This is a genomic window from Cobetia crustatorum, assembly GCF_000591415.1.
Classification (GTDB): domain Bacteria; phylum Pseudomonadota; class Gammaproteobacteria; order Pseudomonadales; family Halomonadaceae; genus Cobetia; species Cobetia crustatorum.
In genome coordinates this window covers 12,982-25,998 of sequence record NZ_JEMF01000005.1, presented here as the reverse complement: position 1 = coordinate 25,998, position 13,017 = coordinate 12,982, and the positions used below count along the sequence as shown (strand labels likewise).

General features: G+C 58.9%; 10 protein-coding genes. 8 read left to right on the top strand and 2 right to left on the bottom strand.

Annotated elements, in window-relative coordinates; all coding sequences use genetic code 11:
- Positions 1–1,071, top strand: a complete 1,071-nt coding sequence (gene murB / locus BF12_RS0100865; RefSeq protein ID WP_084487909.1) for a UDP-N-acetylmuramate dehydrogenase — start codon at positions 1–3, stop codon at positions 1,069–1,071.
- Between the two features lie 132 nt (positions 1,072–1,203).
- Here murB and rne read toward each other — a convergent pair whose 3' ends face one another.
- Positions 1,204–5,163: a ribonuclease E gene (rne, locus tag BF12_RS0100860; RefSeq protein ID WP_024950612.1), complete on the bottom strand. Its 3,960-nt coding sequence runs from the start codon at positions 5,161–5,163 to the stop codon at positions 1,204–1,206.
- 1,014 nt (positions 5,164–6,177) lie between these two features.
- On the opposite strand from rne, the gene BF12_RS0100840 reads away from it, so the two are divergent.
- From BF12_RS0100840 to BF12_RS0100830, 3 genes are all read left to right on the top strand, one after another.
- Positions 6,178–7,137: an RluA family pseudouridine synthase gene (locus tag BF12_RS0100840; protein ID WP_024950610.1), complete on the top strand. Its 960-nt coding sequence runs from the start codon at positions 6,178–6,180 to the stop codon at positions 7,135–7,137.
- Positions 7,130–7,819, top strand: a complete 690-nt coding sequence (locus BF12_RS0100835) for an HAD-IA family hydrolase (RefSeq protein WP_024950609.1) — start codon at positions 7,130–7,132, stop codon at positions 7,817–7,819. Before BF12_RS0100840 ends, BF12_RS0100835 begins: the two co-directional genes overlap by 8 nt.
- Before the next feature lie 81 nt (positions 7,820–7,900).
- A complete protein-coding gene (locus BF12_RS0100830) occupies positions 7,901–8,974 on the top strand; it encodes a S49 family peptidase (RefSeq protein WP_024950608.1) in 1,074 nt (357 codons plus the stop codon).
- A gap of 30 nt (positions 8,975–9,004) precedes the next feature.
- On the opposite strand, the gene BF12_RS0100825 is transcribed toward BF12_RS0100830, so the two are convergent.
- Entirely contained in the window at positions 9,005–9,601 is a 597-nt protein-coding gene (locus tag BF12_RS0100825) for a Maf family protein (protein WP_024950607.1), read from the bottom strand.
- Between the two features lie 258 nt (positions 9,602–9,859).
- Between BF12_RS0100825 and BF12_RS0100820 the strand changes: the two genes are divergently transcribed.
- The 4 genes from BF12_RS0100820 (at position 9,860) to fabD (ending at position 12,959) form a co-directional block, all read left to right on the top strand.
- Complete coding sequence (locus tag BF12_RS0100820) at positions 9,860–10,390, top strand: YceD family protein (protein ID WP_024950606.1); 531 nt, start codon at positions 9,860–9,862, stop codon at positions 10,388–10,390.
- 33 nt (positions 10,391–10,423) lie between these two features.
- Positions 10,424–10,594 (top strand): 50S ribosomal protein L32, encoded by a 171-nt coding sequence (gene rpmF / locus BF12_RS0100815; protein ID WP_024950605.1) that lies wholly within the window; start codon positions 10,424–10,426, stop codon positions 10,592–10,594.
- Positions 10,595–10,623: 29 nt separating this feature from the next.
- Positions 10,624–11,685, top strand: coding sequence for a phosphate acyltransferase PlsX (plsX, locus tag BF12_RS0100810; protein WP_024950604.1), 1,062 nt, complete (start codon positions 10,624–10,626; stop codon positions 11,683–11,685).
- Positions 11,686–11,996: 311 nt separating this feature from the next.
- Positions 11,997–12,959, top strand: coding sequence for an ACP S-malonyltransferase (fabD, locus tag BF12_RS0100805; protein ID WP_024950603.1), 963 nt, complete (start codon positions 11,997–11,999; stop codon positions 12,957–12,959).
- Positions 12,960–13,017: the final 58 nt, after the last annotated feature.

The following is a 13,017-nucleotide window of genomic DNA, read 5'->3' as shown; positions in this document are numbered from 1 at the left end:
ATGCGAGGCGCAAGTATTGGGCGAGGAGAGCCGAGTGGGCCGGCATCCAGTGTGTCGTTGGCCGCGTGCAATACGCTGGGTTTCGCGGCGCGCGCGCGCAGCTTCAGTGAGCCTGACAGCATTGAGGCAGCCCGCCAGCAGGTGCTGGCAGTACAGACAGCCAATGAGCGCCTGATAGTGATTGGCGGCGGTAGTAACCTCGTGCTGCTCCCATGGCTTGATGCACATGTCATGCGGCCTGCCTTCGATGCGTTGACGATAGTGCCGTCGCAGGATGGCCTGTCGGCGACTGTCCATGTCGAAGCCGGTCGGCGTTGGCATGATCTGGTGATGACACTGGCATCTCAAGGATGGTGGGGGCTTGAGAATCTGGCGTTGATCCCCGGTTGTTGCGGCGCTGCCCCCATCCAGAACATCGGTGCCTATGGCGTCGAGTTGGCCGACCACCTGTTGCGTCTTGAAGTGATGTCACTGGAAGATGGTAGCTGTCGCTGGATGAGTCGTGATGAGTGTCAGTTCGGCTATCGCGATAGCATCTTCAAGGGGGCGCTTGAGCATCGTGTGTTGATTACTCGGCTTGAGCTGAGCGTGACGCGTGAAGCGACGCCGCGATTGGGTTACGGAGATCTCGTGCGGCGTGTCAGTGATGCCATGTCAGGCGAATTACCCACTCCGCTGGCAGTGGCTAACGCTGTGATTGCCACGCGCAGCGAAAAACTGCCTGATCCTGCAGTGCTGGGCAATGCAGGGAGTTTCTTCAAGAACCCCCAACTTCCGGCAGGGCAGGTGGAGGCGTTGTTGCAGCGCTATCCGGCAATGCCACACTTTGTGCAGGCAGATGGTAGCGTCAAGCTGGCAGCGGGGTGGTTGATTGATCAATGCGGCTTGAAGGGGGTGCGGCGTGACCACGTCGGTATTCATTCCCAGCAGGCACTGGTGCTGGTGCACTTTGGCGGTGGGCAGGTGAGTGAGCTTCTGGCACTGGCAGCAGAAGTTCGTGATGCGGTGGTGACGCGCTTTGGCGTGACGCTTGAGCAGGAGCCCCGTCTGCTGGGGGCCATGCCAGACTAGCGTTCATTTAGCTTCCGGTATTCGGCATGAAAAAAACGCTCCGCAGATAACTCTGCGGAGCGTTTTTGTTTTCATCACTACGTTGGCAAACTGCCCTCACCACTGGTGACAGGGTGAGGGCGGCGCAGCTTTTCAGTTTGACGTGTGGCTATTGTCATCCTGAGTTGTCGCATCCTGAGGGCTCGCATCGGCTTGCTCGGCAGCCTCACGCTCACGGCGCTTCACTTCACGCGGATCGTTGTACGCGCGAGCGCCACGACGACGGCGTTGCGCAGAGGCTGAGGCTTCAGTCGTTTCCTCTGCAGGCTCGCTGACAACGCTAGCCTCATCGTTGGTGATGTGTTCATCGACATCATCTTGGTCAGATGTGACTGACTCAGGAGCTGCTTGCTCAGGCACATGCTGCTCAGTGGCCGGTTCGGTAGCAATGGACGTTGCTACCGCCTCGGCAGGCTGAACATCGACGGCCTGAACGGCTTCCACCACTTCCGGCTGATCGAAGGCAGATGACGCCTCGACCGGTGCAGTCTCTTCTGTGGCGACTGGCTCAGCAGTGACGGCCTCTTCTGACGGTGCCACGCTGGCCTTGAGCACTTCATCGTCAGCGGCGGCTTCCGGAGCAACTGCCGCTGCAGTTGTTGCGGGAGTCCCGTCGGAGTCCTGCTGCATGTCAGAAACGTCACTGGCTTGTGCCTGGTGAACACTGTCCTGTTGGGCAGCATGCTGCTCGTCATGCTGGCTGGCATGATGTTCTGTCTGCTGAGGCTGGTGCGCTGTTGGTGTCTCGCTAGCCTGCTCAGCGATCTCTGCAGCTTCTTCCACTGCAGTCTCGGCAATCGGAGCCTCGGCTACCGGTGCTTGCGGCTCGACACTCTCTTTCAGTGTCTCATCGGTCGGTGCCTTCACTTCCGGTGCACTAGCTTCAGCCTCTGTAGAGGCTTCGACAGCGGCTGCGCGCGGTTCATCTGCAACCGCTGGTTCGACGCTTTCGGATTCTGCACTCTCGGTATCAGCAGCTTGCACTTCAGATGTCTGCGTCTCGGCAACACTCGCTTCGACAGCGATGGTTTCAGTCTTTGCAGCGGCAACTTCAGCACTCGGTGCTTCAGTTGTTGCAGCTTCCTGAATTGGAGCAGCAGCTTGCACATCGGTTGCCGTCACGGCGCCGTCAGTGCCTTCTTCGGTAATCGCCGGAACAGCCACTGTATCGCTGGCATCGTCGGACAGCGCCAGTGCTGCCTGCGGACCTGCGAGTGTCATGGCTTTGAGCGTCTGTTGCTCTTCGATAGCCTGCGGGTTAAGCGCATGGCTGCGACTACGTTCGCGTGGATTGTTGCGGGTCTCTTGCTGAGTTTCAGCGGTAGTCTGTTCGACTTGCTCGGCCTGTTCTGCAGCCTTGATAGACTCACGCGCCTGTCGGCTATCGACCTGCTCTGCTTTATCAGCCTTGCTGGGCTTCTCGCCACGGGCAGGCCTATCACTGCGCTTGCCGGAATCACGCTTTGCGGCAGTCTCGGGCTTGGTAGTGTTGTCAGCTTTTGCGCTTGTATCTGCCTTCGGAGCAGCAGAAGTATTAGAGGCCGCTTCGGACTGCGGAGTCGTTACCGGCTCGGGTTTCTGAGACGGCTCAGCCTGCGGCTTGCTTTCATTGGTGAAAACTTCCTGCTGGCTGTCCTGGCGAGACTCGTTTGTCTTGCGACGATTGCCACGATCGTTGCGCTGACGGCGCTTGTTACCGCCATTGCGTCCTTCGGTACGGCCATCACTCTGACTATCGTTACGGCTATCAGTGTCATTGCTCCGCACCGTCTCGTTGGCACGAGTCGTGTCATTGCTACGAGACTCATTGCCGCGGGAATCATTCTCGCCATTGCGACGACGATTATCCTTGCGGTTGTCGTTACGACCCTCGTTACGGCTGTCATTGCGTGAGTCGTTGCGCTCGTTGCTGCGATTGCCACGATTCTCATTGCGTGAAGAGGAAGTGGCAGTGTCGCTGACGCTCTCACGACGCTCGCGTGCTTTGTCCAGTGCCTTGCGGGCTTCACTGGATTTAGTCGGCGCCGCCGGAGCGGCTGCATCATTCCCGAGCAGACGGCTAAAGCCCTTGGCAAGGCGTGACAGAAGGCCGCCACCACTGGCTACAGGGGGCGTTGCCTGAGCGACGACTGCCGGCTTGCTGGAAGAGGTGCGGCTATCTTGACGGCTGTCATTGCGTGAGCTTTGACGAGTGTCCTGACGGTTGTCATTACGCGAGCTTTGACGGTTGTCATTACGTACGTCTGAGCTGCCTTCCTGGCGAGCATCCTGACGATTACGGCCGTTGCCATTCGTGTTGCGACGACGATTGCTGTTGTTCTTGCCATTATTGCCGCGAGCATCGTTGTCAGCCGTTGAGGCGGTTTCTTTCGGTGCAGCAGGAGCGGCGGCCGGCGCAGGTGTCGGGGCAACTTCCACTTCAACTTCCGGTGTGGCAACTGGTGCTGGCGTAGCGTGAGAAACGCTTTTGACGGCAGCTTCCGTACGGGCCGGCGGCTTATCGAAATTCGGATCTGGCTCCTTGCCCACTTCTGTCTCGACGGACAGTTCGAAGCTGGACTTGTCAGCACCATCTTCATCGACGTGATCATCACGTAGACGAACGACTTCGTAGTGAGGTGTATCGAGTTCCGGATTTGGCAGTAGTACGACATTCACGCCCTGACGACGCTCGATGTCGAACAAGGTGGCGCGCTTTTCGTTGAGCAAATACGTTGCGACCGGCACCGGCAGAATGGCGCGGATCTGAGAGCTACGCTCCTTCATGGCCTCTTCTTCGATGAGACGCATGATGGAGAGTGCCATGGAGCGCACGTCACGGATGGTGCCTTGGCCGTCACAGCGTGGGCAGACCACGCCGCTGGTTTCGCCCAGAGACGGACGCAGGCGCTGGCGTGACATTTCCATCAGGCCGAAGCGCGAAATGCGACCGATCTGGACGCGAGCGCGGTCAATCTTCAGTGCATCACGCACACGATTCTCGACTTCGCGCTGGTTACGAGCCGGCGTCATATCGATGAAATCGATGACGACCAGACCGCCGATGTCGCGCAGACGTAGTTGACGTGCGATTTCGTCGGAGGCTTCCAGGTTGGTCTGCAGCGCGGTTTCCTCGATATCACTGCCGCGCGTCGCGCGCGCTGAGTTGATATCGATGGAGACGAGAGCTTCGGTGTGATCGATAACGATAGCGCCGCCAGACGGCAGCTTCACTTCGCGCTGGTAGGCGGTTTCGATCTGGGATTCAATCTGGAAGCGCGAGAACAGCGGTACGTCATCTTCGTAGAGCTTGATCTTCTGTTGATAACTCGGCATTACCTGGCGCACGAAGGACAGGGCTTCATCCTGAACCTCGGAGGAGTCAATCAGCACTTCACCGATATCGTTGCGCAGGTAATCGCGCATGGCGCGAATGATGACGTTGGATTCACGATAGATCAGGAACGGAGCAGGACGGCTTTCAGCCGCCTTGGTCACGGCATCCCAGACCTGAGCGAGATAGTCCAGATCCCACTGCAGTTCTTCAGCGCCTTTGCCGATCCCCGCGGTACGCACGATGACGCCCATGCGGTCTGGCAGGGTCAGGCTGTTCATCGCTTCTTTCAGCTGTGCGCGTTCTTCGCCTTCGATGCGGCGTGAGATACCACCGGCACGCGGATTGTTGGGCATCAGTACCAGATAGCGTCCGGCTAGACTGATGAAGGTGGTCAGGGCGGCGCCCTTGTTACCACGTTCTTCCTTGTCGACCTGAACAATGACTTCCTGGCCTTCCTTGAGGACTTCCCGAATGTTGGGGCGGCCTTGGCCGGGGTCCTTGGAGAAGTACTCGCGGGAAATTTCCTTCAGCGGCAAGAAGCCGTGACGCTCAGCGCCGAAATCGACAAAGCACGCCTCGAGGCTGGGCTCGATGCGCGTGATCTTGCCGCGATAGATGTTGGCTTTCTTCTGCTCGCGGGCCCCGGACTCGATGTCGAGATCGTAAAGGCGTTGTCCGTCGACCAGTGCGACGCGCAGCTCTTCCGGCTGGGTCGCGTTGATGAGCATCCGTTTCATGTCGTCTCGCTAGACTGGGCGTGCCGAAGGGCAGCCGCATTATGCGTCGGCGACGAGGAACCGTTTTCAGCTTCGTGTTGTGCTCAGCGCATGTCGTGGGATGCGTCTTTCGCATGCAGGAAAACCCGTAGGCAAGCCACATGCGGCATGATCATGTTGAGTACTTGGAAGAGGCAAGACGTGTTGCGGGGAATGATGCTCCTCCGGCCCTGCGGTCTCTTCCTTACACCTGGCATTCGCCGATTCATCGACGCCGCCTTCGGCACGGATATCGAATGAGTACTCGGGCATCATGCCCGAGCGGTCTTATATCTTGAGGCTCATAAGGTGCTGAGCGGTTCTGCTGTATTAACTGCGTGCCGAATGCTCAATGCTCTCGCGTAGAGTGACATTGATGGCCGGCTACGCTGCGGCGCGCGGAGATCAGGCTTTCCGCGCCCGCTGATATCGTCATCTCGCCTTGGCAAATGCGGTATCGATGTTTTGCGTCATATCGCTGGCTAACCATTGGCCCCGAGCGACTGTCCTTGAGGCAGCATTCGATACCTACAACCGGCAGGTTCGATGCGCAGGACAGCACGCTACCGACAGGGTAGATGACAACAGGGTGTGCAGAAATCGTACACGGTGCTGATGTCGGTGCGCGTTATTTCGCCGCAGGCCATTTGGCCTTCTTCGCCGACTTGTGGCGCCTCTGAAGAGGTGCATTACAACCCGTTTTTGGCCACTCTGGCCAAGTTGCGAAGCTGGCGGTAGGGCATATAGAGAAGGCCCATCTCACCGCGTTCGAATATACCAGTAAAGGTATGGGCCAGCAATTCAGTTGCCAGATCAAATGCTTCGCCTCCAGCGCCCGTCGGATGAGGCTTGCAAGCACGCCGTGGCCGGTCATCGAGGGAGGGATGATTCCCCATTAGTCACATGACACCGTAGAATGAGCAGTCTGAGTGCGCCACGGCGTACGGCAACATGATGAGAAGGTAGCGCGAAGGCGATGCCGGAAAGGAGCGAGACATGGCCGAAGGCCAAGCAGTCCAGTGGATCGAGATCGCCCCGGAAATGGCTGGGCAGCGCATCGATAACTTCCTGCGCACCCGGCTGAAGGGCGCGCCCAAGGCGTTGATTTATCGCATTGTGCGCAAGGGTGAAGTGCGGGTGAACAAGAAGCGCATCAAGGTGGATTACCGCTTGCAGGCAGGAGATCTGGTGCGAGTGCCGCCATTACGATTGTCGCCGGAAACTGCCGTACAGGAAGTCAGTGACAATTTGCGCAAGGTGCTGGAAGGCTGCGTGGTCCGTGAGACAGCTGATTTCATGGTCATTAACAAGCCGTCCGGACTTGCTGTGCACGGCGGCAGCGGTGTCAAGATCGGCTTGATTGAAGCCATGCGGCAAGTTCGCTCTGAGTTGCCGTTTTTAGAGCTGGTGCATCGTCTGGACCGTGATACGTCCGGATGCATCCTGTTGGCCAAGTCACGAACGGCACTGGTGCAGCTGAATGCTGATCTCAAAGCTCACAAGATGACCAAGCTATATCTTGCGCTGGTCGAAGGGCGTTGGGATGCGCGGCGTGATTACGTCAATGCTCCGCTGGAGCGCTATGACGGGGGGAATGGTGAGCGTCGCGTGCGTGTTGATGAGGCTGGCAAGACGGCCAGTACACGCTATGCGGTGCGTGAAGCATTTTCGAGCATGACGCTGGTTGAAGCGGAGCCTGTTACCGGGCGCACACACCAGATTCGCGTGCACTCGGTGCATGCTGGGCATTCGCTGTTGGGCGATACCAAGTACGGTACCGAGCGAGGTAATGCGTTAGCGCGCAAGGTGGGGCTGGAACGTCTGTTCCTGCATGCCGCTCAACTCAGCTTTCCTGATCCAAGCGATGGGCGCACTGTCACCGTACGTGCGCCGCTGGATGCGCGCATGAAGCGTGTGCTGGCCAATGCTCGTGAGACGGGAGTTCGCCATGAATGATCACAGAATGGTGCTGTCAGTGCCGCGTTATCGACTTGTCATCTTCGATTGGGATGGCACGTTGATGGATTCCGAAGCACGCATTGTTGACTGCTTGCAGGCGGCATCCCGTGAGACGGGCATGGGAGAGCTATCTGCCGCTGCTGCGCGAGACATCATCGGCCTCGGTTTGCCAGAAGCGATGGAGAGACTGTTTCCGGGGATCGATGCAGTGCAGGGCGAAGCACTGGTCGCGGCCTACAAGCGTCACTTTGTAACGGTAGACACGACGCCGTTAGCGTTTTTCCCCGGCGTTGAGGCGGGGTTGGCGCGTCTGCGCGCCCATCCAGACCAGCTACTGGCGGTTGCGACAGGCAAGAGCCGTCGCGGGCTGGATCGCATGTTTGAGCATCACGCCTGTGGAAGTTGGTTTCATGCGTCGCGCACCGCGGACATGACGCTCTCCAAGCCGCATCCACTGATGCTCGAGGAACTGCTGTTGGAGCTGAACGTTGAAGCTCACGAAGCCTTGATGGTCGGCGATACCGAATATGATCTGGAAATGGCGCGCGCGCTGGGAATGCATAGCATTGGCGTCGACTATGGCGTGCACAGTGTGCCGCGCCTTGAGGCCTGCGCACCGCAGCGTGTGGTCTCACACTTCGATGAATTGATGGACTGGCTATACGTTCCGCAGTCGTAACGCAGTGGCATGATGGTTGATCTGGCTGGGAATGCAGACTCCTGAGATGAAAAACAGAACAAGGGACGGGAGCAAGATGCGATGAGTGATCAACCGCAGGATCCGTGGCGAGAAAGGCAAAGCGGACAGGCTCCGGCCGGAGTGACCGCGGATCAGCAGCAGGCACGTAGCACATCTTCGGCTGGGGAGGTGGATTGGCAGGCTCGTGAGCGTACCGCGCAGCTTGAGATGATGGACCGCTGGGTGCAGGGCGTGGTCACTGAGCAGCGTCGTTCGCGTCGCTGGAAGCTATTCTTCCGTTTCCTGTTCGCGTTGCTGTTCATCGCCTCGATCGCGACCTCGGTGTCGATCTTCATGCTGGGCAGCCAGCCGGCAGTGCTGCCCGGTGAGCAGCATCTGGGTGTCGTGCGTGTAAAGGGAGTGATTGAGGCGGATGGTGAGGCCAATGCTGAGCGGATCATCAAGGGATTGCGTGCCGCTTGGGACTCTCCCTCCGCTGTGGCAGTCGTGCTCGATATCAACTCACCTGGTGGTAGTCCAGTGCAGTCCCAGCGCGTTTACGACGAGCTGATGCGAATGCGTGAAAAGGGTGACAAGGCAGTGATTGCCGTGATCGAAGATCTAGGCGCGAGCGGGGCGTACTACATGGCGGCGGGCGCGGGAGAAATCATCGCAGCGCCATCAAGCCTGGTGGGCTCCATTGGTGTGATTTCCTCAAGCTTCGGGCTCAAGGGGCCGATGGAAGAGTTGGGTATCGAGCGTCGAGTATTTACGGCAGGAGATAATAAGGCGTTTCTGGATCCCTTCTCTGATATCTCGTCGGATCAACGTGCCTTCTGGCAAAACGTGCTGGCGACGACACATCAGCAGTTCATCGCAGCGGTCAAGGCAGGTCGGGGAGATAGACTCAAGGATGACCCGAAGCTGTTCTCCGGTCTGATCTGGACTGGCGAGCAGGCGCTTGATCTAGGGCTGGTGGACCGTACGGCGACGCTTGAACAGTTGACGGCAGAGCTGGCACCTAAGGGTGGTATTCACGACTACACGCCACGTCAGGACCCGTTTGAGCGCTTCACGCGTCGCTTCGCTGGGGTGGTGGCCAGCGCCGTAGGCTTGGACGCAACAGTGTCCCCGGTCAGCTATCGTCTTCCGTAGGTGGCCGGACCTGAGGGGGGGGGAGGACGTTCAGCGCTCAGATGCATCGAGAAGTGGATCAAGGCCTGCCTCGCGTAGCAGTTCGCACAGGCGAATCAATGGCAGGCCTATCAGAGTGTTGGGATCACGGCCTTCAAGGCGCTCAAACAGTGTGATGCCCAGCCCTTCCATGCGAAAGCTGCCCGCCGAGTCGAGCGGTTGCTCGCGTTCCACGTAACGGGCGATCTCTTCGCTGCTCAAGATGCGAAAGACGACGTCGAAGCTCTCGTGGCAGACCCAATGGCGCGGCCTGGCGGTATCGATCAGGGCAAGCCCGGTCACGAAGCGTACGCGTCGACCTGAGAAACGTGCCAGCTGTGCGCGCGCTGCGTCCAGACTTGCCGGCTTGCCGAGAATCTCGCCTTCGAAAACAGCGACCTGGTCGCTGCCGATGATCAGATGCTGCGCATAGTTCTCGGCTACGGCGTTGGCCTTGCCCAGCGATAAGCGATGCACCAGTGTTTCAGCGTTTTCGCCGATGCGTGGTGTCTCGTCGATGTTGGGTGTGCTGCAGTCGTAGGGCAGGCCGAGGCGATTCAGTAGTGCGCGCCGCCAGCGTGAGCTGGAAGCCAGTACCAGGCGAGTCATTGCAAGTGTCCAGAGTGGCGGCCCTGCTGGTCGCGAGAGGCGTTTCAGGGCATTTGTATGGCAAGTCATTGAAATGAAGAGGGTTGCAGGATGCCGCAAATCCTCTCGGCATTGAAGAGACAGGGGCGTACAATCGCGCGCTGTACATGTTTCCTGTCATGACACCCCTGGTTGTCATTGAAAGAAAGCATGTGTGGAATGAACAAGTTGCTCATGCATTTTGACACCGGGAGGGGGAATCCCTATTATGGCGCGCCTATGTTGACCACAAGACTGCCGACCAAGGTCGAGCCCTACCGGCTGGCGTCATCGGGTAAATGCCTTGAAGGTGTTATCCCGCTGGCGGACATGCCCCGTGTCGTAGAAGCTATTGGTGTGCAGGAAAGCGACGTTCGTATATCGCTCACCTTCGACATTGATAGTCAGCGACGCAGCTTCATCGAAGGATCCATCTCTTTCGAGGCAAGTCTGCTGTGTCAGCGTTGTCTGAGGCCGACTGAGCCGGAGCCGCTTTCCAGCGACTTTCGACTAGGTCTCGTCACCAGCGATGCACTGGCGGCACAGCTGCCCGGTGAGTACGAGCCGGTAGTGGTGGAAAACGAACAGCTGGATCTCCTGTCAGTGATCGAGGATGAAGTGCTCCTGGTCCTGCCGCAGGTGGTCTACCACGAGGAGGCAGATTGTGCCGTCTCGCGCGACCAGCTGGCCAGCGGTGTGGAACCCGAGGCCTCGGACGCACCCGCTGTGAATCCATTCAGTGTGCTTCGCACTCTGAAGGACAAGCACTGAACTCATTTTGTCGACAAGATTGGAGTAATCCCCATGGCAGTTCAGCAGAACCGCAAAACTCGTTCCAAGCGTGGCATGCGTCGTAGCCACGACGCTCTGACAGCACCGACCCTGTCCCAGGACAAGGAAACCGGTACTATCCACCTGCGTCACCACGTTTCTGCCGACGGTTTCTACCGTGGCCGCAAAGTCGTTGATGCATAAAGCATTGATGCAGCGCGCGGTGTAACGCCGTGCGTATAGCCATCGATACGATGGGCGGGGACTTCGGTCCCCGCGCTACGTTACGGGGCACTGCCAGTGCGCTGCTGCGCGATTCGCGGCTATGCGCCACCCTTGTTGGCCCCAAGCATCTTCTGGATGCTGAGCTAGACTCCCTCCCAGCTTCACTCTCTCATGCTCGTGAGCGCCTTCAGACCCTGGCTGTCGACGGCATAGTTGCGTCTGATGCTCGGCCCTCCCGTGTATTGCGAGGCCGTGAACCCAGTAGCATGTCGGAAGCCTTGCGCCTGGTCGCCAGCGGTCATGCAGATGCCTGTGTCAGTGGTGGTAATACTGGTGCGCTGATGGCGCTGGCCATGCGAGAAGTGGGGAGAGTGGTGGGGGTTGAGCGTCCGGCGATCTGTGCGGCAGTGCCCACACGGGGCGCACGCCCTTGTCATCTGCTGGATCTTGGCGCAAACGTGGAGGTGGCGCCTCGCCATCTGCTCGCGTTTGCACGCATGGGGGCACTTCGTTGCCGCCTGCTCGAGGGTGTCGAACGGCCGCGCGTCGGCCTGCTCAATGTGGGTGTCGAGTCGGGTAAGGGCACGACGCAGGTGCGTGAGGCTGATGCACTATTGGCTAGTGCGGGGGAAGATTTCGACTACCTTGGCTTTGTCGAAGGGGGAGAGCTGTTCTCGGGCACGCTTGATGTCGTGGTGTGTGATGGCTTCGTCGGTAACATAGTGCTCAAGAGCAGCGAAGGGCTGGCGCAGATGTTGGCCGCTCAGCTTGGCGACACATTGGCAGCCAGCTGGCGGGCGCGATTGATGGCCTGGCTTGCACGTCCGGCATTGGCGCGGCTCACGCGAGAGATGGACCCGGTACGTTATAACGGGGCCAGTCTGCTGGGGCTTGCTGGCGTGGTAGTGAAGAGCCATGGGGGGGCGACTGGTGATGGTTTTTCCTTCGCGGTGACGCGTGCCGCACATGAGGCGCACCAACAGTTGCCGGTGTACTTGGCAGCAGGCATGACCCACGCAAGTGATATTGAGGGCGCAGTTGAGAGCCCTAAAAAAGAACTAGATAAGTAAATTGGTCTGAAACTTGTCCTCTGGGGTCGAGCTTGAGCGCGCACGGTGCGACAATGCCAGCGCTTGGCAGGAGAGCTGCTCATGCAAGGGCTTCTTCGCGCATTCAGACTGAAGCAGTCATGTGGTCGGTGGCAGGCAAGATAATCGTGCAGAGTGATTCATGGGTCCCAAGTGGGTCATGGGTGTGACGTGAGAAAGAAGCAGGCTTTCCTCTGATAGTTACGTGGTGATGAAAGCGTTTACGGATCAGTGGAAAGCGGGTTTCATGACCCGTGTCAGTCCCACCTGAACAGATGGAAATGGTGACAGCAATGACAGAATCCCTGGCCCTCATCTTCCCGGGACAGGGCTCCCAGCAGGTCGGCATGCTGCGGGAGCTAGCGGAGCGCTATAGCGTCGTCCGCACTACCTTCGAGGAAGCCTCTGACGCGCTGGGGCGCGATCTCTGGCACCTGACACAGGAAGGTCCGGCTGAGGAGCTCAATCGTACCGAGCTGACTCAGCCGGCGCTTCTGACGGCGAGTGTTGCTATCTGGCGTGTCTGGCAGGAGTTGGAAGGCCCGCGTCCTGGCCGCATGGCAGGCCACTCGCTGGGCGAGTACAGCGCCATGGTCTGTGCTGGCGTGATCGGGTTTGCCGAAGGCATCAAGCTGGTCAATCTGCGTGGCGAAGCCATGCAGGCCGCTGTTCCGCAAGGGCAGGGCGCGATGGCGGCCATTCTCGGCCTCGAGAATGCTCAGGTCGAGGCGGCCTGTGCCAGCGCTGCGCAGGGTGAAGTGGTCGCAGCAGTCAACTATAATGCTCCGGGTCAGGTTGTGATCGCAGGTGGTACCGCTGCTGTCGAGCGCGCCATCGCTGCCTGTCAGCAAGCGGGTGCCAAGCGCGCCATGCCACTGCCAGTCTCTGTGCCATCGCATTGTGATCTGATGCGTCCGGCGGCTGACAAGCTGGCCGGAGCCATGAATGCCATCGACTTTCGGACACCGCGCTACACTGTGATCCAGAATGTCGACGCGCAGGCGCATGAAGATGTTGAGACACTGCGTCAGCGCCTGATTGAACAGCTCTATCAGCCGGTACGCTGGACGGATTGCGTCAATGCGATGTTTGATAGTGGTGCGCGGACCTTCATCGAATGTGGTCCTGGCAAGGTGCTAACGGGCCTTGGCAAGCGTATCCAGCGCCAGGCGCGCGGCCTTGCAGTGAATGATCCGGATAGCCTCGAAGCAGCGCTGGAACTTGCCCGTGAAACTGCTGCCGAACAGAATAAGTAAGCTCATGATCAGCCCGTGTGGCTGGTCATATGACTTGGATTAGCCAACTCAGGACTAA